This is a genomic window from Bacillus sp. SJ-10 (assembly GCF_002843505.1).
Lineage (GTDB): Bacteria > Bacillota > Bacilli > Bacillales > Bacillaceae > Bacillus > Bacillus velezensis.
Window position 1 is genome coordinate 2,017,492 of record NZ_CP025258.1, and the last position, 24,318, is coordinate 2,041,809.

At 47.6% G+C, this 24,318-nt stretch carries 25 protein-coding genes and 1 other annotated feature; of the genes, 22 read left to right on the forward strand and 3 right to left on the reverse strand.

Annotated features, from left to right (window positions below; all coding sequences use genetic code 11):
- Position 1 precedes the first annotated feature (1 nt).
- The 11 genes from nadA (at position 2) to yajC (ending at position 8,521) form a co-directional block, all read left to right on the forward strand.
- Positions 2-1,105, forward strand: a complete 1,104-nt coding sequence (gene nadA, locus CXL14_RS10310; protein ID WP_014418538.1) for a quinolinate synthase NadA — start codon at positions 2-4, stop codon at positions 1,103-1,105.
- Positions 1,106-1,231: 126 nt separating this feature from the next.
- Positions 1,232-2,422 (forward strand): SafA/ExsA family spore coat assembly protein, encoded by a 1,191-nt coding sequence (safA, locus tag CXL14_RS10315; RefSeq protein WP_014418537.1) that lies wholly within the window; start codon positions 1,232-1,234, stop codon positions 2,420-2,422.
- A 147-nt stretch (positions 2,423-2,569) separates the two neighbouring features.
- A complete protein-coding gene (locus CXL14_RS10320; RefSeq protein ID WP_014721606.1) occupies positions 2,570-3,163 on the forward strand; it encodes a YhcN/YlaJ family sporulation lipoprotein in 594 nt (197 codons plus the stop codon).
- 132 nt (positions 3,164-3,295) lie between these two features.
- On the forward strand, positions 3,296-3,415 hold the full coding sequence (locus CXL14_RS20655; protein ID WP_373925908.1) for a hypothetical protein: 120 nt from the start codon (positions 3,296-3,298) through the stop codon (positions 3,413-3,415).
- 130 nt (positions 3,416-3,545) lie between these two features.
- On the forward strand, positions 3,546-4,055 hold the full coding sequence (locus tag CXL14_RS10330; protein ID WP_014418534.1) for an intercompartmental signaling factor BofC: 510 nt from the start codon (positions 3,546-3,548) through the stop codon (positions 4,053-4,055).
- Between the two features lie 134 nt (positions 4,056-4,189).
- Complete coding sequence (ruvA, locus tag CXL14_RS10335) at positions 4,190-4,795, forward strand: Holliday junction branch migration protein RuvA (RefSeq protein ID WP_003152683.1); 606 nt, start codon at positions 4,190-4,192, stop codon at positions 4,793-4,795.
- Positions 4,796-4,805: 10 nt separating this feature from the next.
- On the forward strand, positions 4,806-5,810 hold the full coding sequence (gene ruvB, locus CXL14_RS10340; protein WP_003152685.1) for a Holliday junction branch migration DNA helicase RuvB: 1,005 nt from the start codon (positions 4,806-4,808) through the stop codon (positions 5,808-5,810).
- Positions 5,803-6,003: a DUF2905 domain-containing protein gene (locus CXL14_RS10345; RefSeq protein WP_003152687.1), complete on the forward strand. Its 201-nt coding sequence runs from the start codon at positions 5,803-5,805 to the stop codon at positions 6,001-6,003. The genes ruvB and CXL14_RS10345 overlap by 8 nt, the downstream gene beginning before the upstream one ends.
- A gap of 25 nt (positions 6,004-6,028) precedes the next feature.
- The gene (gene queA, locus CXL14_RS10350) at positions 6,029-7,057 is read left to right on the forward strand and encodes a tRNA preQ1(34) S-adenosylmethionine ribosyltransferase-isomerase QueA (protein WP_003152692.1); all 1,029 of its coding nucleotides are present in this window, start codon (positions 6,029-6,031) and stop codon (positions 7,055-7,057) included.
- Between the two features lie 27 nt (positions 7,058-7,084).
- Positions 7,085-8,230 carry a tRNA guanosine(34) transglycosylase Tgt gene (gene tgt / locus CXL14_RS10355; protein WP_014305500.1) on the forward strand — a complete coding sequence of 382 codons (1,146 nt, stop codon included), beginning with the start codon at positions 7,085-7,087 and terminating at the stop codon, positions 8,228-8,230.
- Positions 8,231-8,260: 30 nt separating this feature from the next.
- Positions 8,261-8,521: a preprotein translocase subunit YajC gene (gene yajC, locus CXL14_RS10360; RefSeq protein WP_007408187.1), complete on the forward strand. Its 261-nt coding sequence runs from the start codon at positions 8,261-8,263 to the stop codon at positions 8,519-8,521.
- A 51-nt stretch (positions 8,522-8,572) separates the two neighbouring features.
- Here the strand turns inward: yajC and CXL14_RS10365 are convergent, their stop codons facing one another.
- Positions 8,573-8,959, reverse strand: a complete 387-nt coding sequence (locus CXL14_RS10365; RefSeq protein WP_003152697.1) for a TIGR04086 family membrane protein — start codon at positions 8,957-8,959, stop codon at positions 8,573-8,575.
- Positions 8,960-9,126: 167 nt separating this feature from the next.
- Between CXL14_RS10365 and CXL14_RS10370 the strand changes: the two genes are divergently transcribed.
- Complete coding sequence (locus tag CXL14_RS10370) at positions 9,127-9,783, forward strand: DUF421 domain-containing protein (RefSeq protein WP_014418533.1); 657 nt, start codon at positions 9,127-9,129, stop codon at positions 9,781-9,783.
- Between the two features lie 7 nt (positions 9,784-9,790).
- Here the strand turns inward: CXL14_RS10370 and spoVB are convergent, their stop codons facing one another.
- A complete protein-coding gene (gene spoVB / locus CXL14_RS10375) occupies positions 9,791-11,347 on the reverse strand; it encodes a stage V sporulation protein B (RefSeq protein WP_014418532.1) in 1,557 nt (518 codons plus the stop codon).
- Positions 11,348-11,462: 115 nt separating this feature from the next.
- On the opposite strand from spoVB, the gene CXL14_RS10380 reads away from it, so the two are divergent.
- The 8 genes from CXL14_RS10380 (at position 11,463) to dtd (ending at position 20,786) form a co-directional block, all read left to right on the forward strand.
- Positions 11,463-11,759, forward strand: a complete 297-nt coding sequence (locus tag CXL14_RS10380; RefSeq protein ID WP_014418531.1) for a post-transcriptional regulator — start codon at positions 11,463-11,465, stop codon at positions 11,757-11,759.
- A 36-nt stretch (positions 11,760-11,795) separates the two neighbouring features.
- A complete protein-coding gene (secDF, locus tag CXL14_RS10385) occupies positions 11,796-14,015 on the forward strand; it encodes a protein translocase subunit SecDF (protein WP_014418530.1) in 2,220 nt (739 codons plus the stop codon).
- A gap of 131 nt (positions 14,016-14,146) precedes the next feature.
- Entirely contained in the window at positions 14,147-14,644 is a 498-nt protein-coding gene (locus tag CXL14_RS10390) for a cation:proton antiporter regulatory subunit (protein WP_014418529.1), read from the forward strand.
- A 63-nt stretch (positions 14,645-14,707) separates the two neighbouring features.
- On the forward strand, positions 14,708-15,034 hold the full coding sequence (locus CXL14_RS10395; protein ID WP_014418528.1) for a LapA family protein: 327 nt from the start codon (positions 14,708-14,710) through the stop codon (positions 15,032-15,034).
- A 55-nt stretch (positions 15,035-15,089) separates the two neighbouring features.
- Positions 15,090-17,450, forward strand: coding sequence for a single-stranded-DNA-specific exonuclease RecJ (recJ, locus tag CXL14_RS10400; RefSeq protein WP_014418527.1), 2,361 nt, complete (start codon positions 15,090-15,092; stop codon positions 17,448-17,450).
- A gap of 5 nt (positions 17,451-17,455) precedes the next feature.
- Positions 17,456-17,968 carry an adenine phosphoribosyltransferase gene (locus CXL14_RS10405; protein ID WP_003152714.1) on the forward strand — a complete coding sequence of 171 codons (513 nt, stop codon included), beginning with the start codon at positions 17,456-17,458 and terminating at the stop codon, positions 17,966-17,968.
- Positions 17,969-18,125: 157 nt separating this feature from the next.
- Positions 18,126-20,330, forward strand: coding sequence for a GTP diphosphokinase (gene relA, locus CXL14_RS10410; RefSeq protein ID WP_003152716.1), 2,205 nt, complete (start codon positions 18,126-18,128; stop codon positions 20,328-20,330).
- A gap of 12 nt (positions 20,331-20,342) precedes the next feature.
- Positions 20,343-20,786, forward strand: coding sequence for a D-aminoacyl-tRNA deacylase (gene dtd, locus CXL14_RS10415; RefSeq protein ID WP_007408194.1), 444 nt, complete (start codon positions 20,343-20,345; stop codon positions 20,784-20,786).
- A 26-nt stretch (positions 20,787-20,812) separates the two neighbouring features.
- Here the strand turns inward: dtd and CXL14_RS10420 are convergent, their stop codons facing one another.
- Positions 20,813-22,375: an N-acetylmuramoyl-L-alanine amidase family protein gene (locus tag CXL14_RS10420; protein ID WP_101287786.1), complete on the reverse strand. Its 1,563-nt coding sequence runs from the start codon at positions 22,373-22,375 to the stop codon at positions 20,813-20,815.
- A 130-nt stretch (positions 22,376-22,505) separates the two neighbouring features.
- Between CXL14_RS10420 and CXL14_RS20060 the strand changes: the two genes are divergently transcribed.
- The gene (locus tag CXL14_RS20060; protein ID WP_003152722.1) at positions 22,506-22,676 is read left to right on the forward strand and encodes a YrzK family protein; all 171 of its coding nucleotides are present in this window, start codon (positions 22,506-22,508) and stop codon (positions 22,674-22,676) included.
- Positions 22,677-22,736: 60 nt separating this feature from the next.
- Positions 22,737-22,969: a binding site (T-box leader), on the forward strand.
- Between the two features lie 63 nt (positions 22,970-23,032).
- Positions 23,033-24,307 carry a histidine--tRNA ligase gene (gene hisS, locus CXL14_RS10425; RefSeq protein ID WP_088056443.1) on the forward strand — a complete coding sequence of 425 codons (1,275 nt, stop codon included), beginning with the start codon at positions 23,033-23,035 and terminating at the stop codon, positions 24,305-24,307.
- Positions 24,308-24,318: the final 11 nt, after the last annotated feature.

Here is a 24,318-nt window from a genome sequence, read left to right on the forward strand (position 1 = left end):
GATGTCTATTTTTGACGTGTTAACTGCATCAGCCGAAATGATGCCGAGCCATTATAAAGACATGAGCACCGGAGAAATGGAGAAGCGGGTCGCTGCCATTAAACGGGATTTCGGAAAGCGCCTGTTCATTCCGGGGCATCACTATCAAAAAGACGAAGTAATACAATTCGCCGATACGGCAGGTGACTCCCTGCAGCTTGCTCAAGTGGCAGAAAAAAATAAAGAGGCGGAATATATTGTGTTTTGCGGCGTGCATTTTATGGCGGAAACCGCTGATATGCTGACTGATGATAACCAAACCGTCATTTTGCCCGATATGCGCGCCGGATGCTCGATGGCTGATATGGCAGATATTCAGCAGACGGACAAAGCATGGCAAGAGCTTCAAGAACTGTACGGTAACACCATCATTCCGTTAACATATGTTAACTCGACGGCGGAAATTAAAGCATTCGTCGGACGGCACGGAGGAGCGACCGTCACCTCTTCGAATGCCCGGAGTGTGCTGAAATGGGCTTTTAAACAAAAAGAGAGAATTTTATTTTTGCCGGATCAGCATTTAGGCAGAAATACAGCCTATGATCTCGGCATTCCGCTGACAGAAATGGCTGTATGGGACCCGGGGCAGAACCGATTGCTTACTGACCATCCGGAAAACATTAAAGTCATCCTTTGGAAAGGGCATTGCTCCGTACACGAAAAGTTCACAGCGGAAAATATTTCTCAGCTGCGGCAGCGGGATTCCGGCATCCGCATTATCGTTCATCCGGAATGTTCGAGGGAAGTGGTCTCGCTCAGTGACGACAGCGGGTCTACCAAATACATTATTGATACGATTGAACAGGCTGAACCGGGAAGCAAGTGGGCGATCGGAACGGAAATGAATCTTGTTCAGCGCCTCATTCAATCGCATCCGGATAAACAGATTGAATCATTGAATCCCGATATGTGTCCGTGTCTGACAATGAACAGAATCGATCTGCCGCATTTATTGTGGTCGCTTGAGCAGCTTGAAAAAGGCGAGCTGAAGGGTGTCATTAAAGTTCCGGAAGCGGTTCGGACAGAAGCGCTTCGTGCTTTGAACAGAATGCTGAGTCATACGTAGTTATAAAAATTTCCCCTCCTTCCCAAATTTTTTATCATCATGCCCAGTCCATCGGCATATAGTGTGAAGAAACGTATTGTAATGACAAATGTACCGTTCACGTTTTGTGCATAGGAGGGGAAAACGTTGAAAATTCATATCGTTCAAAAAGGCGATTCGCTCTGGAAAATAGCTGAAAAATACGGAGTTGATCTTGAAGAGTTAAAAAAACTGAATCATCAGCTTAGCAATCCAGACTTAATTATGCCTGGAATGAAGATAAAGGTGCCTTCAGAAGCCGTTCCGGTCAGAAAAGAACCTAAGGCCGGCTTCGGAACGTCTGCGCATAAGCATGAGCATCCATATGCCAAAGAAAAACCGAAATCAGTTGTGGACATTGAAGACACCATACCGGAAGAACCAAAGCCGTCGATTCCTTATGTGCCGCCAATCCCTGAAAAGCATGAAAATGTGCTGCCGGAAGCTGATATGAACCAATATTACCCGTCCAATCAGCTGTTTCAGCCGTGGTCGCCTCCTAAGCCGGAGGAACCGGTGACACATTTTGTCGAGCCGAAAGAAAAAGAGCATGACAATAACATTCCACAACAGGAGGAAATGATCAACATGGAAAACGCGAATTACCCGAATATGCCAAAGGCGCCTGAAGCCGGAAAGATGGAAGAAGAAAACGCCGCTTATCATCTGCCGAACATGCCAAACATTCCGAATGTCCCGTTTCCGAATATGCCGGCCGTTGAACCGCCTTTTATGCATTACCCGATGCCGTGCATGCCTTGTCCTTGTCCGGTTCCGGTGACACCGATGCTGCCGGGTTCTGGATTATGCCATCCGTGCTTCCCGGTAGGCGGAGGTTTCGGCGGTTTTGGAGGAGGTTTCGGAGGCTTTCCGGTCATGCCGATGCCGTTACCGTACGGATTCCATCATCCGGGATTTGGGCCGCAAGCGGGTTACGGTGAATATGAAAACCAGGCCCATGAAAATGCAGAGCATTATGATGGTTCTGCATCTGGTTTCGGCGGTGCTCCTTACGGTCAAATGCCGTATTACGGCGGATATTCGTCACATTACGCACACGCCCCTCATCATGATGGAAAATATAAGGATGATGATTGCGGCTGCCATGATTCACATCATCACCATCATCACCACCACGGTTCACATCACCATCACGCAAATATGCCTGTGCAGCCGTATCCGAATATGGGTGCAAACGCAGGACATTTTATGCCTTACGGCGGAGCAAATCCCAATGTCGCGCCGAATCAGCCGAGTCCAAATCAAGTATTCGGACGGCCGGAGGAAGAAGAAGATTAATGTTTCGGGACGATGTATGTCGTTCCTTTTTTTATGTCCAACTGAGGAATGGACATAACTGACAAGCTTAAACCCGCCGCCCGCCGCACATCCTAAACATGAGCGGAAAACGCTCAAACAGCGATGAATCCACGGGGGGTTTTTCCATTGGGTAAAAAACTGATGACGATCGCGGGCGTTTTAGCCGTGACGGCAAGCTTAACGGCATGCGGAGCAAATAATGCCATGAATGACGGACGCTACAATCAGTCAACACGTCCGGTCGGATATTATTCGAATGATAATGGTAACGGCAGAGGCCAGTACGGAATGGACCATCAAGGACCCGTTTCTGAAATGATGGAAAACCGAAACGGCCGTCATAATACGACAAACGTGTCCGACCAGTACGCCCCTAATGACGGGGTTCCGTTAACGACGGACGGCACATATAACGGCCGAAATGTCAATACGCCGCCGGCAGCAATGTCTTATAATGGGTATGACAACGCCGAAAACATCAGGTTGGCGGCAAAAGTTGCAAACCGCGTGAAAAAAGTAAAAGGCGTACAGGATAGTCAGGTCATCGTGACTGACACGAGAGTCGTCATTGCCGTCAGAACAAATCATCCTTTTACGAAAAATGATGATAAACATGTCAAACATGCGGCCAAAAAATTCGCGGACGGCCGTACAATTCAAGTGTTTACCGACAACGCTACTTTTACAAAGCTGCAAGACATGAACAGAAACAGCCGTTAAACGGACTGCCGGATGATTTCATCCGGCAGTATTTTTATGGATAAAGCTTCATCATTTCTTTACATATTCTTAAAACGCTCTTTATATTGCGGTGTTAACATAAAAGTAATAAAACGTAACGGAGGGGCCGGGATGAAAAAAACGGAGCATGACAAAAGCCGCGGAACAAAAACTGTGTATCTGACCGTAAGGGGATACCGGCTCAAACTGACGCCCGGACAAATGAAACTGATTTCAGACGGCCGGGCATAATCATCGGGGCAGCCCTCATTTAGAGAGCTGCTTTTTTCGGCTGAAACAGACAATGAAAGAAAACGGTTAAGCACCGGCATCTTTGGTCAAACTAGCATCAAGAGTTTGATTGAATAAAGAGGTGTTATTGGTGAAACGAATTTGCGGTGCTCGTCTATTGTTTATGCTTATCTTATCAGCTGCAGTCCTGATTTGCGGAGGAAAAGGCGCATACGGGGCGGAGGTCGAGCATTACGGGCCGCTTCGGGTGCATGTCCAGCTGGAAAAGGTCTATCTTGACGGTGATGTCGGCATTGAACATACGGATGAAACCGTTTTAGCGATGGAGGATTTTTGGGCCGCATATGCCGGCTGGACGCTCGTTGAGCAGAAAAAAGGCTTCGTCCTTTTCCGTAAGCATGTTGATGATATTTCTCCGCTCAGTAAGATTAACGGTTATATCGGCGTCACGGACGGAGGCGTCATCTCCACTTTTCACGGCCGTCCCGGATCGCTGGCCGAGCCGATTCAGTCTTTCTTCCAGATTGATATAGAAAGGCTGGAAAGCCGATTGCAAAAGCACTTGGAACACGGCATACCGTACAGAACAAAAGCGGAGTTTGAGAGCGTGATCGATCATATTAAGACTTACAGCGGCTGACTTTGACGCAAGACATGTGACACATGTCTTTTTTTTCTGAATGGAAGGTGTCAAAGCGAACATACGTTAACTTTTCTATAAGACTTTGGCTGTTTTTGTGTTACAATGATAAGCAGTCAAAGAGGTGAATAGGTGTGATTGAATTCGTGAAGGGGACGATTGATTACGTATCTCCCCAATACATCGTGATTGAAAACGGCGGAATCGGCTATCAGGTCTTCACTCCGAATCCGTTTATTTATAAGGTAAGCAATCAAGAGACCATTTTTACGTATCATCATATAAAAGAAGACGCCTTTTCTTTGTACGGTTTTTCAACCCGGGAAGAAAAAGCGCTTTTCACAAAGCTGCTGAACGTCACCGGCATCGGGCCTAAAGGGGCGCTCGCCATCCTCGGTTCCGGTGATCCCGGAGCCGTCATCGAAGCGATCGAACAGGAAGACGAAGCCTTTTTGGTGAAATTTCCGGGTGTGGGCAAAAAAACGGCGCGGCAGATTATTCTTGATTTGAAAGGCAAACTGGCCGACGTCGTGCCTGAAATGATTGACAACCTGTTCAATCATGAAGCGCGCATTGAAAAACAAGAGGCTGAAACGGCGCTTGACGAGGCGCTTGAAGCGCTCCGGGTTCTCGGCTACGCCGAAAAAGAAATTAAAAAAGTGCTTCCTCACTTAAAAGAGGAAACGGCGCTTTCAACAGATCAATATGTGAAAAAAGCATTGCAAAAATTATTAAAGTAAGGTGATGTTCATGGATGAACGGCTCGTTTCAAGTGAAGCAGACAGCCATGAATCAATAATCGAGCAAAGCCTCAGGCCGCAGAATCTCGCCCAGTATATCGGCCAAAAGAAGGTGAAAGAAAATCTGCGCGTGTTTATCGATGCGGCGAAAATGAGGCAGGAAACGCTGGACCATGTTCTTTTATACGGGCCTCCGGGTCTCGGGAAAACAACGCTTGCGTCTATCGTGGCCAATGAGATGGGTGTGGAGATGCGGACGACGTCAGGTCCCGCCATCGAAAGACCGGGAGATTTGGCAGCCATTTTGACGGCGCTCGAACCAGGGGATGTGCTGTTTATAGACGAAATTCACAGGCTGAACCGCTCAATTGAGGAAGTGCTGTACCCGGCGATGGAGGATTTCTGCCTTGATATTGTCATCGGAAAAGGCCCGTCCGCCCGCTCCGTCCGTCTCGACCTTCCCCCTTTTACGCTTGTAGGAGCGACGACAAGGGTCGGATTATTGACCGCACCGCTCAGAGACCGGTTCGGGGTGCTGTCGCGCCTTGAATACTATACGCAGGAAGAGCTGACAGATATCGTGTCAAGAACGGCTGACGTTTTTGAAGTGGATATCGAAGAAGCTCCGGCTCTGGAAATCGCCAGACGGTCAAGGGGAACGCCGCGGGTTGCAAACCGGCTTCTCAGAAGGGTGAGAGATTTTGCCCAGGTGCTCGGCGACAGCCGCATCACGGAAGAAATCGCTCACGACGCGCTCGAACGTCTTCAAGTCGATGCGCTCGGCCTTGACCATATCGACCATAAGCTGCTGATGGGCATGATCGAAAAATTCAGCGGCGGCCCCGTCGGCCTTGATACGATTTCCGCGACAATCGGCGAAGAACCGCATACAATAGAGGATGTGTACGAACCGTATCTGCTGCAGATCGGATTTCTCCAGAGGACGCCGAGGGGACGGGTCGTGACTCCGGCTGTGTATGAACATTTTCGATTGGAGGCGCCCGCCCGTGACTGACTTTCCGAAGGTTCTCATGGTTCTCGGTGCCGTTTTGCTTATTGCCGGCGCAGTCTGGCACTTTGTCGGAAGGCTGCCCGGAGATATTTTCGTTAAGAAGGGAAATGTTACATTTTTCTTTCCCGTTGTCACTTGTATTGTGATCAGTGTGATACTATCCATTCTGCTTAATTTTTTCGGCAGAATGAAATAACAATAGACAGAATAAAGGTGAAATGATGAAAGTCGATTTATTTGATTTTGAACTGCCTGAACGCCTCATTGCCCAAGTGCCGCTGAAAGAGCGTGACGCATCGCGGCTGATGGTGCTCGACAAACAGACGGGCGGGCTGACGGACAGTTCATTTAAAGAGATTGTAAGCTTTTTTAATGAAGGGGATTGCCTCGTCTTGAACAATACCCGTGTGCTGCCTGCAAGATTATTCGGCACAAAAGAAGATACGGGGGCGAAAGTGGAGCTTCTGTTATTAAAACAGGAAGAAAATGATACATGGGAAACGCTCGTAAAGCCGGCGAAACGCGTAAAAAAAGGAACGGTCCTGACATTTGGCGACGGCCGGCTGACAGCGGTCTGCACGGAGGAGCTTGATCACGGAGGCAGAAAAATAGAATTCCGGTATGACGGGATTTTTTACGAAGTGCTTGAATCACTCGGTGAAATGCCGCTGCCTCCTTATATTAAAGAGCAGCTTGATGATAAAGAACGGTATCAGACCGTCTTTTCAAAAGAAATCGGATCTGCCGCAGCTCCGACGGCCGGACTTCATTTTACGGAAGAGATTCTGGACGAGCTGAAGCAAAAGGGTGTGCGGATTGAATTTATCACACTTCATGTGGGACTCGGCACATTCCGCCCGGTCAGTGCGGATGATGTGGAAGAGCATAACATGCACGCGGAATTTTATGAAATGACGGAAGAAACCGCCGCCTCTTTAAACGAGGTCAGAAAGGCGGGAGGGCGCATCGTGTCGGTCGGGACGACATCAACGCGCACCCTGGAAACCATTGCAGGCGAGCATGACGGCGTATTTACCGCTTCAAGCGGCTGGACGTCCATCTTCATTTATCCGGGATATGAATTTAAGGCGATTGACGGCATGATCACCAATTTTCATCTGCCGAAATCTTCGCTTATCATGCTCGTTTCTGCGCTTGCCGGCAGAGAGCATGTTCTTTCCGCCTACCGTCATGCGGTAGAAGAGGAATATCGTTTCTTCAGCTTTGGCGACGCCATGCTGATTATCTAATTTGAATGACAGGAGGCCTCATACAAAGTGGCTGAACAACCGATACGTTATGAATTTATAAAGGAATGCAAACAAACGGGAGCGCGCCTGGGCAGAGTTCATACGCCCCACGGCTCCTTTGAGACGCCTGTATTTATGCCGGTCGGCACGCTTGCTACGGTAAAGACGATGTCTCCGGACGAGCTGAAATCTATGGATGCGGGCATTATTTTAAGCAATACGTACCATTTATGGCTCCGCCCGGGACATGACATTGTAAAAGAAGCGGGCGGGCTTCATAAGTTTATGAACTGGGACCGCGCGATTTTAACGGATTCCGGCGGTTTTCAGGTCTTTTCATTGAGCAAGTTTCGTAATATAGAAGAAGAAGGCGTTCATTTCCGCAATCACTTAAACGGAGACAAACTGTTTTTATCTCCGGAAAAAGCGATGGAAATTCAAAACGCCCTCGGCTCTGATATCATGATGGCGTTTGATGAGTGTCCGCCGTATCCGGCAGAGTATGATTACATGAAACGCTCTGTGGAACGGACCAGCCGCTGGGCGGAACGCTGCCTGGAGGCGCACGGGCGCTCAGATGAGCAGGGGCTGTTCGGAATCGTACAGGGCGGAGAATACGAAGATCTGCGGACACAAAGTGCAAAAGACTTGGTTTCGCTTGATTTTCCGGGTTATGCCATAGGCGGATTATCTGTCGGCGAGCCGAAGCACGTCATGAACCGAGTGCTTGAGTTTACAACTCCGCTTTTACCGAAGGACAAGCCGAGATATTTAATGGGTGTGGGTTCACCGGATGCCTTAATTGACGGCGCCATCCGCGGCGTGGATATGTTTGACTGCGTACTGCCGACCCGGATTGCCCGAAACGGCACGGTGTTTACGAATGAAGGGCGTCTGAACATGAAAAACGCCAAATATGAGCGTGATTTCCGTCCGATTGACGAAGAGTGCAGCTGCCATACATGCCAAAATTACTCCCGCGCTTACATCAGACATTTGATCCGCTGTAATGAAACGTTTGGAATTCGATTAACAACTTACCATAACCTTCATTTTCTGTTACACTTAATGGAGCAGGTCAGACAAGCCATCCGGGAGGATCGTCTTGGTGATTTCCGAGAAGAGTTCTTTGAGCGTTACGGCTATAATAAGCCAAATGCGAAAAGCTTCTAAATAAAACCATTCTTGAAAGGAGGGAAACAGATGGGTACTTTAGGCACAATCGTTCCTATTATTTTAATGTTTGCAGTGCTTTATTTCCTGCTCATCCGTCCGCAGCAAAAGCAGCAGAAGGCCGTACGCCAGATGCAGGAAGAGCTGAAAAAAGGGGATACAGTGGTGACAATCGGAGGATTGCACGGCACTGTTGATTCAATTGATGAAAGCAAGGTCGTCATTAAAACAGGTGATAACACCCGTTTAACATTTGACCGCCGCGCAATCAGAGAAGCTTCCGCTGAATAACAGCGAAGCTCATACATACAAAAAAAGAGCGGAGAATCCGCTCTTTTTTTATTACGCTGATCTGCTTCCTTTCAAATTCACTCCGAAAATGCCGCCCAGCATGCTGACTCCCAAAAAGCCGAGATGAAACAAAAGCTGACCGGATGTAAACGTTTTTCCGAACCCTAAATATTGAAACAGCAAGATGATTAATGAAAAACAGACGGCGGTTAAAGCCCCGATCATCCAGCCTTTTTCCTTCGCTTTGCCGCCCGATATAAAACCGCCCGCAAATAAAGAAAGAAAGGAAAGCGCGGTGATCAGCCAGCTGAAAGATGATTCTTCCATTGAGGTAACCGTCAGTAAAAGCGAAATCGCCAAACTCGTAAGAAGCATCACCGCAAAGATAGCCACTAAGCCATACAAGACGCCTCTTCCCACTTGTTTCGTTTCTTCCATTTTTATCTCCTCTCCGCCCCTGCGGCCTGATATATGACAAGCCGGAGCCCGTCTTTTTCTAAATGTATTCTCTGAATGTTCGAATTAGACGTAAATGCATGATGTTCAGCCCGTTTCTTACATAATTCAGAGCCGATGGCAAATGCTATGACCGTTGGAGGTGCGATATGGAAGATATTATCATTATTACGTTTCGTACGATTGTGCTTTATTTTATCATTCTTGTGATTTTCAGACTGATGGGAAAACGGGAAATCGGAGAACTGAGCATTTTAGACCTTGTCGTCTCCATTATGATTGCCGAGATTGCCGTATTGGCAATTGAAAATGTAAAAGATAAGCTTTTGCATACAATTGTGCCGATTGTCGTTTTAATGATTATTCAAGTAAGCCTTGCTTTTATTTCGCTCAAAAGCCAAAAAATACGGCAGCTGCTTGACGGAAAACCCACCATTATTATAAAACAGGGAAAAATTGATGAACGGGCGATGAGATCGCAGCGCTACAATTTTGACGATCTTCTTATGCAGCTGAGGGAAAATAACATCGATAGAATCTCTGACGTGTCATACGCCATTTTGGAGTCTTCGGGCAAACTGTCGATCGTCAAAAAGAAAACTAATAAGGATAAGCAGATGGAAACATCGCTTATCGTTGACGGGGTCATTCAGAACGAGCATCTGGACAGAATCGGGAAAGATAAACACTGGCTCGAAAAAAATTTAGCAAAAAGAGGATATCGCGATCTTTCGGTTATATCATTCTGCACGTTTACGGACGGCGCTTTTTTTATTGATCTTAAAGATGAAAAAGGGGAGCCATAAATCGGTTTTACCGCGTCACGAACTTGCCGATGACCGGAATCCGGATCAGCTCTTCCCTTTTAATCAGCCTGAATAACAGAAGAAGCGCAATGTACAAAATCGCGGTCATTGCAATCCAGCCTGTGAGATTAACAGCCTCTGACCCTGAAAAATGAACGGCGTGCTTGATGATGCGGCTGACATAACCGCAAATGAATATAACGGCAAAACAGAGCGCGTATTCTTTTATTTTAATGCTGATCGGAAGCACCTTGCTTACGGTGGACGCATGCAGCAGGGTGACAAGGACCATCCCCGTTACAATCGCAAGTGCGGCGCCCATGATGCCCAATGAAGGCCTGGTCGCCAAAACAAAAATCAGGCCGGTTTTGACAGCGGCGCCGATAAAACTGTTCATCATGGCGGCCCCGGCTAAATTGAGAGCCTGCAGCACCGCCTGAAGGGGCCCCTGAAAATAGTAAAGCAGAAAAAACGGCGCCATCACTTTAACAAATACCGCTGCATTAGTTGATCCGTACATGACGGACATCAGTTCATCAGCGAAAGAGAATAAAATAACCACCGAAATGCCTCCGCTTAAAAGACACAGCCTCATCGCCTGTTCCAGACGGTATTCGACAACTTGCAGCTTTTTTTGCTCCATTCCTTCACTGATCGCAGGAACAAGCGCCGTTGACAGAGAATAGGTTATAAAGCTGGGCAGCGTCAAAACCGTCATGGCAAATCCGGTCAGCTCCCCGTACTGGCTGGTGGCGGCAGCGGTGGCCACTCCTGCAATCGCAAGGCTCTGCGCGACGACAATAGGTTCAAAAAACCAAGATAAATTTCCGATGAAGCGGCTTCCGGTTGTCGGGAGCGACACGCTCATCAGCTGGCGGAAGGTTTCTTTTCCATTTGCAATCGACTTGAAAAATTGTTTTCTGATTCTGATTGTTTTATTTGCTTTAAAACAAATGAATAAATAAATAAGAGAGGCAAGCTCCCCGATGACAGACGAAATCATAGCTCCGGCTGCGGCATATTCAATCCCGTACGGCAGAAACACCGTCGTGCAGACCGCGACAAGTGAAATCCGCACGATCTGCTCAAGCACTTGGGAAAACGCCAGCGGGTTCATATTCTGCCTGCCCTGAAAGTAACCGCGCAGCACGCTGGAGATTGCGATAATCGGCACGACGGGCGTAATCGCCAGAAGCGGGTAAACCGTGCGCTGATCCGTCAGCATCGTTTCGGACATAATCGGCGCAAAGCATAAAAACAGCGGCGTGAAGATGAGACTTAATATCCCGGTGACGGTAAGCGACATCACTAAAATGTGTTTCATTTTCTGCCGGTCCCCCCGCGCGCTTGCTTCAGCGACAAGTTTGCTGATGGCAACGGGGAGGCCGAATTGAGTCAAAGTGGTGGCCAAAAAAAATGTCGGGGCAGCCATCATGTATAAACCGACCCCTTCTTCACCGATAAACCGGGCGATAACCACCCGGTTGACAAAGCCGAGCATTCTCGTAATCATCCCGGCTGCGATGAGAATAAGAGTGCCTCTTAAAAAAGTCTGTTTTGCCATTTTATAAACCCCTGCCTTCTCAAACTACCTGGAATCATATACAATAAAGATATGCGCCGATGTCGTCCGAGCATGACAAGTCTTCGAGAAAAATGGAAAAAGGAGCGAGCGCCCAGTGGAGAAACATCCCGCCGAAATATACAAAGATCATTTGCGGCCTTTTTTGTACAGTAAACTTGAAGAGTTCAAAATCCTCGGATACGATGATGTTGAGCACGAGAGTTTATGGTCATACTTAATACATAAAAAGTGGAAACAGAAAAAGGAACTGCCGCTGCATGAATTGGCCGGTCATATTTTATCAGTTAAAATTGGCGATTTTATGAACTATGCAACCGTTGAAGCTTTTAAGTCGTCTAATTGGCTGGAAAGCGATGAGGGTCAGGAAGCTTTAGATGAACTGCTGAGATAATGATTTGACGGCATAGGTTTAAGGAGGAAATACATAATGAAAAAAGGACGCTTGATTGCGTTTTTCCTGATCGTATTATTGATCGGCACAGGGCTGGGGTATTTTACAAAACCGGCTGCCAATAATATTACGTTAGGATTGGATTTACGCGGCGGGTTTGAAGTTCTGTACGATGTGCAGCCCGTCAAAAAAGGCGATAAAATCACAAAAGACGTGCTCGTCAGCACGGTGCAGGCGCTGAACCGCCGGGCTAACGTTCTCGGCGTAAGCGAGCCGAACATTCAGATTGAAGGAAATAACCGCATCCGCGTTCAGCTGGCGGGCGTCACGAATCAGAACAGGGCGCGCGAAATTCTGTCAACGGAAGCGCAGCTCTCGTTCAGGGATACGAATGATAAAGAGCTTTTAAACGGCTCTGATCTCGTGGAAAACGGCGCGAAGCAAACCTTTGATCCGACGACGAACGAACCGATTGTCAGCGTTAAGCTGAAGGATGCGGATAAGTTCGGAGAAGTGACGAAAAAAGTCAAGAAAATGGCGCCTAATAATCAGCTTGTGATCTGGCTTGATTACCAAAAAGGCGATTCATTTAAAAAAGAAGTCGGCAAAAAACATCCGAAATATGTATCCGCTCCGAATGTGAGCCGGGAACTAAATACAAAGGATGTCACGATTGAAGGCCAGTTCACCGTTCAAAAAGCAAAGGACTTGGCCAATATTTTAAACGCGGGCGCGCTGCCTGTGAAACTGACCGAAAAATACTCTACTTCCGTAGGGGCGCAATTCGGACAGCAGGCTTTGCATGATACGGTAGAGGCCGGCATCATCGGTATTGCAATTGTTTTCTTATTTATGTTGCTTTATTACAGACTGCCTGGACTCATAGCGGTAATTACGCTTTCTGTATACGTGTATATTACGCTTCAAGTGTTTGACTGGATGCAGGCGGTGCTGACGCTTCCGGGTATTGCGGCGCTCATTTTGGGTGTCGGGATGGCGGTTGACGCCAACATCATCACCTATGAACGGATAAAAGAAGAACTGAAACTCGGCAAATCCGTCCGCTCAGCTTTCCGTTCAGGGAACAGACGGTCATTCGCGACGATTTTCGATGCGAACATCACAACGATCATCGCAGCGGTCGTACTCTTTATTTTCGGGACAAGCTCTGTAAAAGGGTTTGCGACGATGCTGATTTTGTCAATTCTGACAAGCTTTATTACAGCTGTCTTCCTTTCAAGATTCCTGCTCTCTCTTCTCGTGGAAAGCAGATGGCTTGACCGGAAAAAAGGCTGGTTCGGCGTCAAGAAAAAACATATTATGGACATTCAAAAAACGGATGAAAATACTGAACCGCATACGGCATTCCAAAAATGGGATTTCACGAGCAAGCGAAAATATTTCTTTATTTTCTCAAGCGCTGTAACCATTGCGGGAATTATCATCTTACTGGTCTTTAAGCTCAACCTGGGAATCGATTTTGCAAGCGGCGCGCGGATTGACGTGCAGAGCAATCATTCTTTGACGGCGCAGCAGGTTGAAAAAGATTTTGATTCTCTCGGCATGGAGCCGGAAAACATCGTGCTTTCTGGTAAAGAGAACCATGTTGCCGCGGCCCGGTTTGTCGGAGAGCCGTCTAAAGAAAAAATCGCTGAAATCAAAACGTACTTTAAGGACAAATACGGATCTGAACCGAACGTCAGCACGGTATCGCCGACAGTCGGAAAAGAACTGGCCCGTAATGCTTTATATGCTGTCGCCATTGCATCAATCGGCATCATTATTTACGTGTCAATCCGTTTCGAGTACAGAATGGCAATCGCCGCAATTGTATCCCTGCTGTATGACGCTTTCTTTATCGTCGCGTTTTTCAGCATTACCAGGCTGGAGGTCGATGTCACCTTTATCGCCGCTGTACTCACCATAATCGGTTACTCGATAAATGATACGATCGTTACATTTGACCGGATACGTGAGCAGATGAAAAAACGTAAGCCGAAGTCATTTGCCGATCTGGAACATATCGTGAATCTGAGCTTGCAGCAAACCTTTACACGTTCGATCAATACGGTCTTGACCGTTGTGATTGTTGTCGTCGTGCTGCTCATTTTGGGCTCATCGTCAATTACAAACTTCTCCGTCGCTTTATTGGTCGGTTTATTGACGGGTGTTTATTCCTCTCTTTACATCGCCGCGCAGCTGTGGCTTGTATGGAAAGGAAAAGAATTTAAAGGGAAAAAATCAATCGAAGAGTAAAATGGGAACAGGCTGTCTTGCAGAAGGCAGCCTGTTTTTTCAGGCCGCATTGAACTTAAAACCTGCATTTGCTATAATGACATACGCTTACATAATCAATCATCATTGTAAAAACATGTAGGAGGGTTCTTATGAACGTTCGTGAGTCGGAGCTTCCGGGCATCGGCCAGAAAGTAGAAGTCATTACGAAAAATCACGATAAAATCAGTATTATTCTTCATGATGACGGCAGAAAAGAGCTCTATTACTTCGATGAGAATGATCATGACGAATGCTTGGCATGCGTTGAATTTAACGACGAAGAGGCGAGGCAGATTTCCGCTATTTTAGGCGGGATGACGTATAAGCCGAAAGCGCTGGAATCTGTGGAAGTCGCGCTTGATGGCCTCGTCATTGAGTGGTTTAAAGCCGAATCTCATGCACCGGCTGTCAGCCGTACAATCGGAGATTTGGAGATCAAGAAACATTACAACGTCCAGATTATTGCGATCGTAAAGAAAAATCGGCAAAAACAGCTGAGCCCCGGCATTGATACCGTAATTGAAGAAGGGGACACCCTCGTCATATCGGGAGAAAGAAGCGGACTGAAAAAGCTGGTCCGCGAGCAGTTAACGGCCCGGATTTCCTGAGACCGGGGTTTACTCCCGGGAAAATGGGGGAAAAGATAAGAGTGAACGATTGGGGGCAGACGCATGAATAAACAATGGACTATTATATTCGCATTACTATTTACTCTGATTGTCGCCATTTTTGCTGTCATTAACGTGCGGGCGGTTGAGGTTGATTATCTGTTCGGAACCGCTGAATGGCCGCTGATTTTAGTCATTTTAGGTTCTGTGTTAATGGGAGCGCTGATCGTGTTTTCGGCCGGCATATTTCAAGTGATGAAGCTGAAGCGCGAAATTAAAATGCTGCGGAAAGAAAACAGATCCGCAGGTGAATTGACGGCTGATTCGGACGGCCAAAAAACAGCCGCGCCGCCGGAAGAAATGCTTGAAGAGAAAAAAGGATCAGAATAACATTTGAAACCCCTCAGTCCGCTCTAGTATAATAGGGTGGTTGAGGGGTGAATTTATGTTAGCGTCAAAAATGCGCTGGGAAATCCAGCAGCCGGATCAGGAAAAAGTCAAATCACTCACAGAACAATTGGACATAACACCTCTTGTGGCATCACTGCTTGTAAAAAGAGGTTTTGATACTGCCGAAAGCGCAAGGCTGTTTTTACATACAAAGGATGCAGACTTTTATGACCCGTATGAATTAAAGGGAATGCGGGAAGCAGTTGATCGGATAAAACTGGCGGTTTCTCAAGGGGAACCGATTATGATTTACGGAGATTACGATGCAGACGGCGTTACAAGCACGTCAGTGATGCTGACGGCACTCAGACAGCTGTCGGCGGACGTTGACTTTTATATTCCCGACCGTTTCACAGAAGGCTACGGCCCGAATGAACAAGCTTTCCGTTCCATAAAAGAGCGGGGATTTTCGCTGATCATTACAGTGGATACGGGAATCGCCGCCGTCCATGAAGCTGAAGTCGCAAAAGAGCTGGGCTTAGACGTCATTATTACCGACCACCATGAGCCGGGACCCGAGCTTCCTGACGTATTTGCGATCATCCACCCGAAGCAGCCGGGATGCGGCTATCCGTTTAAAGAATTGGCCGGCGTCGGTGTGGCGTTTAAGCTTGCCCACGCGCTTACGGGTTCTTTGCCGGAAGCTATGCTGGACTTGGCGGCAATCGGTACGGTTGCAGATCTGGTGCCTCTTCATGATGAAAACAGATTAATTGCGTCACTTGGGATCGAAAGGCTTCGGACGACAAATCGGCCGGGCCTCAAAGCTCTGATTAAGCTTTCCGGCGGAGATATCGGACAAGCTGATGAGGAAACGATCGGATTTCAGGTCGCGCCGAGGCTCAATGCCGTCGGAAGAATAGAACAGGCTGATCCCGCCGTGCATCTGCTGATGACCGAAGATCAGTTTGAAGCGGAGGAACTGGCTTCGGATATTGACCGGCTGAATAAAGAGCGGCAGAAAATAGTGAAAACCATGACCGAAGAGGCTGTTGAAATGGTTCAGCAGCAAGGCGGAAACCCGTCTGCCATTGTAGTGGCAAAAGCCGGCTGGAATCCGGGAGTCGTCGGTATTGTCGCATCGAAGCTGGCTGAACGTTTTTACCGGCCCGCTGTTGTGCTTGGGATAGATGAGGAGCAGGGCATCGCTAAAGGGTCGGCGCGAAGCATCAGAGGCTTCAACCTTTTTACGAGCCTTTCACAGTGCAGAGACATTCTTCCTCATTTCGGCGGGCATCCGATGGCGGCAGGAATGACGTTGAAGGCTGAAGATGTGGCGGAATTAAGGGACAGGCTGAATCAAATGGCTGAAGAAACCCTTACGGAAGAGGATTTTATTCCCGTTCAGGAGGTTGATCTTGTCTGCGGCGTTGAAGACATAACCGTTGAAAGCATTACAGAATTGAATATGCTGTCGCCGTTCGGCATGCTTAACCCTAAACCGCATGTGATGGTGAAAAATGCCGTGCTTGATGATGTGCGCCTGATCGGAGCGAATAAAAATCACGTGAAAATGACGGTGAAAAGTGATTCCGCCGTCCTTGACTGCGTCGGCTTTAACAAAGGGGAGCTTGAAGCCGGAGTTGTCCCCGGATCAACGATTTCCATTGTCGGCGAGATGTCCATTAATGAATGGAACAACAGAAAGAAACCCCAGCTGATGATTAAAGATGCTGCGGTGCCGGAATGGCAGCTTTTTGATATCAGGGGCAAGCGGACGTGGGAAGACACGGTCACCTCGCTGCCGAAGGAAAAACGGGTGCTCATCAGCTTTAACGAAAAAACCGCTCAGAAGCTCCGTGCAAAAGAGCTGTCGGGCGAGCTGGCCGGGATCACATCGGAATCCGAGGCGGAAGCTCTCCAGCTTGACGGAAAATATGCCGTTTTTCTGGATGTGCCGCCGTCAGCGGATCGCCTGCAGCATTTGCTTGACGGAAAGAAGCCGGAACGGATTTATTTTGTTTTTATCAATCATGAAGAACATTTCCTGTCCTCATTTCCATCGCGGAATGATTTCAAGTGGTTTTACGCATTTCTCTTAAAAAGGGGCGCTTTTGACTTCGGCAAGCATGGTTCAGAGCTTGCGAGACACAGAGGATGGTCAATTGACACAATCAATTTCATGACAAAGGTGTTTTTTGATCTCGGTTTTGTTAAAATAGAAGATGGTGTGCTGTCTGTCGTGAGCGGCGCGAAAAAACGCGACCTGGCAGATTCGCAAACCTATCAGGTAAAACAGCAGCTGATGGAATTAGACCAGAAGCTCAATTATTCCGCAGCCCATGAGCTGAAGGAATGGCTGAATAAGCTGATGAACCAAGGTTCAGAAGCTTATGAAAGTACGAGGAGGACATAGAACAGATGGATCTTAAAAAATACGTAACAATTGTGCCCGATTACCCGAAAGAAGGCGTACAATTTAAAGATATTACGACATTGATGGACAAAGGCGACGTATACCGTTACGCTACTGACCAAATTGTTGAATATGCAAAAGAAAAAGAAATTGATTTAGTTGTCGGGCCTGAAGCGCGCGGCTTTATTATCGGCTGTCCGGTTGCATACGCTCTCGGAGTCGGCTTTGCGCCGGTTCGGAAAGAAGGAAAACTTCCGCGTGAGGTCATTAAAGTCGATTACGGTTTGGAGTACGGAAAAGACGTACTGACGATTCATAAAGATGCGATTCTGCCGGGACAGCGCGTGCTGATTACTGATGACTTGCTTGCAACAGGCGGCACGATCGAAGCAACGATTAAGCTAGTCGAAGAACTGGGCGGCGTCGTAGCCGGTATTGCGTTCTTAATCGAGCTTTCTTACCTTGACGGCAGAGACAAGCTTGACGATTACGATATTTTAACATTAATGAAATATTAACCGCATATGGAAAAAAGCACTCGTGTCAGGGTGCTTTTTTCCTATTATTTCATCATCCTGACAGATTCTTTAGGTGTTTTGAACTTCTGCCCTTTACATCTCTCGTTTTTTTCTTGATAATAAACTAATACAGTTTACATTTAAAAAAGGTGATTCCATGGCGAACGAACAAGTATTGACTGCCGAGCAAGTAATAGATAAAGCGCGCACTTATCTGCCGGAGGAGCAGATTGCGTTTGTTGAGAAAGCTTACCTGTATGCGCAAAACGCGCATCGCGAACAGTACCGCAAATCAGGTGAGCCGTACATCATTCATCCGATTCAGGTGGCGGGGATTCTCGTCGATCTGGAAATGGACCCTTCCACAATTGCGGGCGGATTTCTGCATGACGTGGTAGAGGACACGGATGTCACCCTCGACGACCTGAAGGAAGCATTTTCTGAAGAAGTGGCGATGCTTGTCGACGGCGTGACGAAGCTCGGTAAAATTAAGTATAAATCTCAAGAGGAGCAGCAGGCGGAAAACCATCGAAAAATGTTTGTCGCTATGGCTCAGGATATCAGAGTCATATTGATCAAGCTGGCGGATCGCCTTCACAATATGCGGACGTTAAAGCATCTTCCGCAGGAAAAGCAGCGGAGAATTTCAAATGAGACGCTGGAGATTTTCGCTCCGCTGGCCCATCGGCTCGGGATTTCTAAAATCAAATGGGAGCTTGAAGACACCGCTCTCCGTTATTTGAATCCTCAGCAGTATTACAGAATCGTCAACCTCATGAAGAAAAAGCGCGCGGAACGCGAACTTTATGTCGAAGAGGTTGTCAATGAAGTGAAAAAACGGGTCGAAGAAGTGAATATCAAAGCGGACTTTTCAGGACGTCCGAAGCACATCTACAGCATTTACCGCAAGATGGCGCTGCAAAATAAACAGTTCAATGAAATATATGATCTGCTCGCCGTCCGTATTCTTGTCGGAAGCATTAAAGACTGCTACGCCGTACTCGGCATTATTCATACGTGCTGGAAGCCGATGCCGGGCAGATTCAAAGATTATATTGCGATGCCTAAGCCGAATATGTATCAGTCGCTGCATACGACCGTAATCGGGCCTAAAGGCGATCCGCTGGAAGTGCAGATCAGAACGTTTGAGATGCATGAGATCGCTGAATACGGGGTGGCCGCACACTGGGCATATAAAGAAGGCAAGGCTGCAAACGAAGAAGCGACATTTGAGAAAAAACTGTCCTGGTTCCGTGAAATTCTGGAATTCCAAAACGAGTCTACGGATGCGGAAGAATTTATGGAATCGCTGAAAATCGATCTGTTTTCTGACATGGTATACGTATTTACGCCAAAAGGCGATGTCATTGAACTGCCGTCAGGCTCTGTGCCGATTGATTTTTCCTACAGGATACACTCGGAGATCGGCAACAAAACAATCGGGGCGAAAGTGAACGGAAAAATGGTGACGCTTGACCATAAGCTCCGGACGGGCGACATCGTCGAGATTCTGACGTCCAAGCATTCATACGGCCCGAGCCAAGACTGGGTCAAACTGGCGCAGACGTCCCAGGCGAAACACAAAATCCGCCAATTCTTTAAGAAACAGCGCCGTGAAGAAAACGTCGAAAAAGGCCGTGAGCTTGTCGAGAAAGAAATTAAAAATCTTGATTTTGAAGTGAAAGATGTTTTAACACTCGAAAATCTTCAAAAAGTTGCCGACAAGTTCAATTTCTCAAATGAAGAGGATATGTACGCGGCGGTCGGGTATAACGGCATTACCGCTCTTCAGGTGGCCAACAGGCTCACTGAAAAAGAGCGGAAGCTGCGTGACCAGGAAGAGCAGGAAAAAATCGTTCAGGAAGTCACTTCCGAGCCGAAACATTATCCGCAAGGGAGAAAACGGGAAGCGGGTGTGCGCGTAAAAGGCATTGACAACCTTCTCGTCCGCTTGTCGAAATGCTGCAACCCGGTGCCGGGCGACCATATCGTCGGTTTTATTACAAAAGGGCGCGGTGTATCCGTTCACCGGGATGACTGTCCGAACGTCAAAACGAATGAAGCGCAGGAACGTCTGATCCCTGTTGAATGGGAGCATGAATCACAGGTTCAAAGACGCAAAGAATATAACGTTGAGATTGAGATTTTGGGGTATGACCGTCTCGGGCTTTTAAATGAGGTGCTCCAAGCCGTAAATGAGACGAAAACCAACATCTCCTCTGTCTCCGGCAAATCCGACCGCAATAAAGTCGCTACGATTCATATGGCGATTTTTATTCAAAACATCAACCATCTGCATAAAGTGGTCGAGCGGATTAAGCAGATCAGAGACATCTATTCAGTCCGGCGGGTAATGAACTAAAAGGAGCTTGCTATGAAATTAGTTGTTCAGCGTGTAACAGAAGCAAGTGTGACGGTTGACGGCGCTGTCGCCGGCCGGATCGGACCCGGCATTATGGCGCTTGTCGGCATCACTCATGAAGATACAGAAGAAGATGCCGCTTACTTGGCGGATAAAATCGTGAATCTTCGGATTTTTGATGATGAAAGCGGCAAGATGAATTTATCGCTTTTGGATACGGGCGGGGAGATTTTATCCGTTTCCCAGTTTACGCTTTACGGCGAAACGAAGAAAGGGAGACGCCCGAATTTTATGAATGCGGCTAAACCGGATCAGGCTGTGCTCCTTTATGAAAAGTGGAACGAACTCCTTCGGGAAAAAGGAGTCAAAGTGGAAACAGGAATATTCGGAGCCATGATGGATGTTCAGCTGACGAATTCCGGGCCGATTACATTGATTATGGATTCTAAACAATAAAAAAAGCTGCCGTTCGGCAGCTTTTTTTATGATTGAAAATAATGTTCCAATCCGCTTTCAATTCCGTCTGTCACTTTTTCCTGATAAGAGCCGCTATGTATGATTGTTTCTTCTTGCGGTTGACTGAGATAGCCGAGCTCATACAGCATGGCAGGCCGTTTATTTTCCCTCAGGACGTAATAATCGCCAAACAGAACGCCGCGATCCGGGATAGGGGAACGCTTCAGTACTTCAGAATGGACGTCTGAGGCAAGCTGGCGATCCTTAGACGGACTGTAATAATAAGCCGTGCTTCCCCGCGTTGACGTATCGGCATAGCTGTCATAGTGAATGCTGATAAAGGCATCCGCATTCCGGTAATGAGAGGTTGAAACCCTGGCCTGCAGGCTGATAAAAGTATCATCCTGTCTGGTGATATACACGTTTGCACCGGATGCCCGCAATTTTTGGGCCAGCAGCTTAGCGGTTTTAATCGTTACGTTTTTTTCAAACTTTCCGGAGTAGCCGATCGTTCCGCTGTCTTTTCCTCCGTGTCCGGGATCAACGACGATCGTTTTGTTTTTAAGTGAGCCGCTGCCGCCCGACGTGTCGGGAGAAGGTGCTTCTCCTGTTTCCTCCCCGCTTTTTGACGTTTGTACGACCCAGTTTGCCACATATGCGGTTTGTCCGTTTTCAAGCCGGACTTCATACCATTTGCCGCTTGAGCCGACAATCGGGTAGGCTGCGCCTTTATCTGCTCTTTTTACGATAGAAGCGGAAGTCGAGGCCGAGCTCCTTAAGTTGGTGCCGCCGTAAACAATATACGCTTTTTTCGAGGAGCGTGAGCCCGCAGAACCGTCTCCCGAGCCGGATGCGCTGCCCGATGAGTCAGAATCCTTTATGATGTAGTGGCTTGCTGCCCAGCCTTTTTGCCCGTTTGCTTCAATTTTCAGCCAGCCGTGGTCTTCACTTAAGATGGAAACCTTTGTTCCGCGTGATAATTTAGTCATAATCGCTGAATCATGTGATGCTGCACTTCTGACATTCAATGAAGAAACGCCGACCGCTCCGCTTTTTGACCCGCTTCGGGCGGAAGTTGCTTTCGTATCCGATCCGCCGCTGTCCGCGGTGACGTATTCGGAAGAAACCCATCCGGTTGTGCCTTGATAAGAAATGTTCACCCATCCGCTGTTCTTGTCCAGCACAGATGCATGTGCGCCTTGCGGAAGTTTGCCGATGACTTCATATGATGTCCCCGGGCCTTTTCTGATGCGGAGGTCAGGATCGGTGGAAGTGACTGTTCCCCTTGTTGCGGATGAATTGTCTGCTCCCCCGGCTGTTTTTGATATCAGCCAGGAAACGACCCATCCGGTTTTACCGGGGCTCAGCTGAAGCTGCACCCAGTCTCCCTCTTCTTTAGCGATCGGGTATCTTTCCCCTTTTTTTACTTCAGCCTTAATTCCATAGCTCAGGCCGGGACCGCCTCTGACATTGATCTTGTCTGTCGCGATGACCGCTTCTCCCTCTGCGGCGATTGCGGTGTGGAATGACGGAAGAAGCGCTGTGATGATGACGCCGCATAAAATAAGAGCAAGAGTTCTCTTCTTCATGGCTGTCCTCCTTTCTGAACTAACTAAAATACATTCTTGTATAATATCGTATTTTCCTTGCTGAATGTTAAATAAAAATAAAATGGTTTGTTTATACTAGTCATAAATACAGCGAAAAGGTGTGCAAATCATGAAATATCAACCAAAAATGGGACGCGCGCTGCACGATGCGGAAGGAAATCTGCACTTCAGTGATCAGAGCGATAGAGAAAAGGCGGGTTTTCTTGAAGAGACGGCGACGGAGTTCGGTCTCTTATCGAAAGAAGCGGTCGCAAGGAAAAACAGACGGAATAAAACTTGACAGGGGAGTGCAATCCCATTATTATAATAGAAATTGATGTACATAAGTCATGATAACGATTTTGAACCGATAATGGAGAAGAGTAGGTCAGAATGCATGGAGAAGAGAGGAACCGTCCCGGGCTGAAAGCGGATCCGCACTGCATCTTTCTCGAAACAACACTCCGGAGGTTCCCTGCTGAACGCTTTTGCAAGTCATTAGGCAGCGGACGTGAACCTGCGTTAAAGGTCAGAGCGGGGATGCTTCGGCATTCCAACTAGGGTGGCACCACGGGTATAACTCTCGTCCCTACTATACATGTATAGTAGGAGCGGGAGTTTTTTTATTTGAAGAAAGACATTAAGGAGGCCTGTAACATGGCATATCACATTCCGAGAGGCACACAGGACATACTGCCGGGTGAATCAGACAGATGGCAGTTCGTCGAACAAATTATGAGGGAGACGTGCCGCACTTATCAATATAAAGAAATCCGCACGCCGATTTTCGAGCATACGGAACTGTTCGCAAGAGGCGTCGGTGAGTCTACAGATATCGTGCAGAAAGAAATGTACACGTTTGAAGACCGTAAAGGGAGAAGCCTGACGCTTCGGCCGGAAGGAACAGCCGCCGCAGTCCGCGCGTTCAATGAAAATAAATTATTTGCGAACCCGGTGCAGCCGACGAAGCTTTATTATGTCGGACCGATGTTCCGTTACGAACGTCCGCAGACAGGACGTTTCCGCCAATTCTATCAATTCGGAATTGAAGCGATCGGCTCCAAAGATCCGGCCGTGGATGCAGAAGTCATTGCGCTTGCGATGAGTATTTACCGTAAAGCCGGTTTGAAACATGTCAAGCTTGTGCTGAACAGCCTTGGTGACCAGGAGAGCCGCAAATCCTACCGGGAAGCGCTCGTCAAACATTTTGAACCGCGCATCGGAGAATTTTGCTCAGACTGCCAGTCGCGCCTGCACACAAACCCGCTCAGAATTCTTGACTGCAAGAAAGACAGAGAGCATGACCTGATGAAAACGGCTCCGTCCATTCTTGATTACTTAAATGAAGAATCAGCCGCTTATTTTGAGAAAGTAAAACAATACTTAAACGATCTCGGCATCCCGTTCGAAATAGATCCGAACCTTGTCAGAGGGCTTGATTATTATAACCATACCGCTTTTGAAATTATGAGCAATGCCGAAGGATTCGGAGCGATTACAACCCTTGCCGGCGGGGGCCGCTATGACGGGCTTGTTGAACAGATCGGCGGACCTGAAGCGCCGGGTATCGGATTTGCGATGAGCATCGAACGTCTGCTGGCAGCCATTGACGCTGAGAAAACAGAGCTTCCCGTCAATCAGGGGATTGACTGCTACATCGTGACGCTCGGAGAAAAAGCGAAGGATTATTCCGTTTCCCTCGTGTACAAACTGAGAGAAGCGGGCATCTCAAGTGAAATCGATTATGAAAATAAAAAGATGAAGGGCCAATTCAAAACGGCTGACCGCCTCGGCGCACGTTTTATTGCGATTTTAGGGGAAGATGAGCTTGCCCAAAATAAAATCAATGTAAAAGATGCGGAAACAGGAGAGCAGCGTGAAGTGGTGTTAGACGAGCTGATACAAGTGTTAAAGGCAGATCAAAAGCAGTGAAGGAGAGGAAC

Bases quoted from the DNA above. Each gene is read 5' to 3' on its own strand.
- CXL14_RS10420 (WP_101287786.1), bottom strand. From the start codon at position 22,375: ATGAAGAAGAGAACTCTTGCTCTTATTTTATGCGGCGTCATCATCACA.
- dtd (WP_007408194.1), top strand. From the start codon at position 20,343: ATGAAATTAGTTGTTCAGCGTGTAACAGAAGCAAGTGTGACGGTTGAC.
- CXL14_RS10370 (WP_014418533.1), top strand. From the start codon at position 9,127: ATGGAAGATATTATCATTATTACGTTTCGTACGATTGTGCTTTATTTT.
- CXL14_RS10395 (WP_014418528.1), top strand. From the start codon at position 14,708: ATGAATAAACAATGGACTATTATATTCGCATTACTATTTACTCTGATT.
- spoVB (WP_014418532.1), bottom strand. From the start codon at position 11,347: ATGGCAAAACAGACTTTTTTAAGAGGCACTCTTATTCTCATCGCAGCC.
- yajC (WP_007408187.1), top strand. From the start codon at position 8,261: ATGGGTACTTTAGGCACAATCGTTCCTATTATTTTAATGTTTGCAGTG.
- nadA (WP_014418538.1), top strand. From the start codon at position 2: ATGTCTATTTTTGACGTGTTAACTGCATCAGCCGAAATGATGCCGAGC.
- secDF (WP_014418530.1), top strand. From the start codon at position 11,796: ATGAAAAAAGGACGCTTGATTGCGTTTTTCCTGATCGTATTATTGATC.
- CXL14_RS20060 (WP_003152722.1), top strand. From the start codon at position 22,506: ATGAAATATCAACCAAAAATGGGACGCGCGCTGCACGATGCGGAAGGA.
- ruvB (WP_003152685.1), top strand. From the start codon at position 4,806: ATGGATGAACGGCTCGTTTCAAGTGAAGCAGACAGCCATGAATCAATA.
- CXL14_RS10365 (WP_003152697.1), bottom strand. From the start codon at position 8,959: ATGGAAGAAACGAAACAAGTGGGAAGAGGCGTCTTGTATGGCTTAGTG.
- CXL14_RS20655 (WP_373925908.1), top strand. From the start codon at position 3,296: ATGAAAAAAACGGAGCATGACAAAAGCCGCGGAACAAAAACTGTGTAT.
- relA (WP_003152716.1), top strand. From the start codon at position 18,126: ATGGCGAACGAACAAGTATTGACTGCCGAGCAAGTAATAGATAAAGCG.
- CXL14_RS10390 (WP_014418529.1), top strand. From the start codon at position 14,147: ATGAACGTTCGTGAGTCGGAGCTTCCGGGCATCGGCCAGAAAGTAGAA.
- recJ (WP_014418527.1), top strand. From the start codon at position 15,090: ATGTTAGCGTCAAAAATGCGCTGGGAAATCCAGCAGCCGGATCAGGAA.
- queA (WP_003152692.1), top strand. From the start codon at position 6,029: ATGAAAGTCGATTTATTTGATTTTGAACTGCCTGAACGCCTCATTGCC.
- CXL14_RS10405 (WP_003152714.1), top strand. From the start codon at position 17,456: ATGGATCTTAAAAAATACGTAACAATTGTGCCCGATTACCCGAAAGAA.
- hisS (WP_088056443.1), top strand. From the start codon at position 23,033: ATGGCATATCACATTCCGAGAGGCACACAGGACATACTGCCGGGTGAA.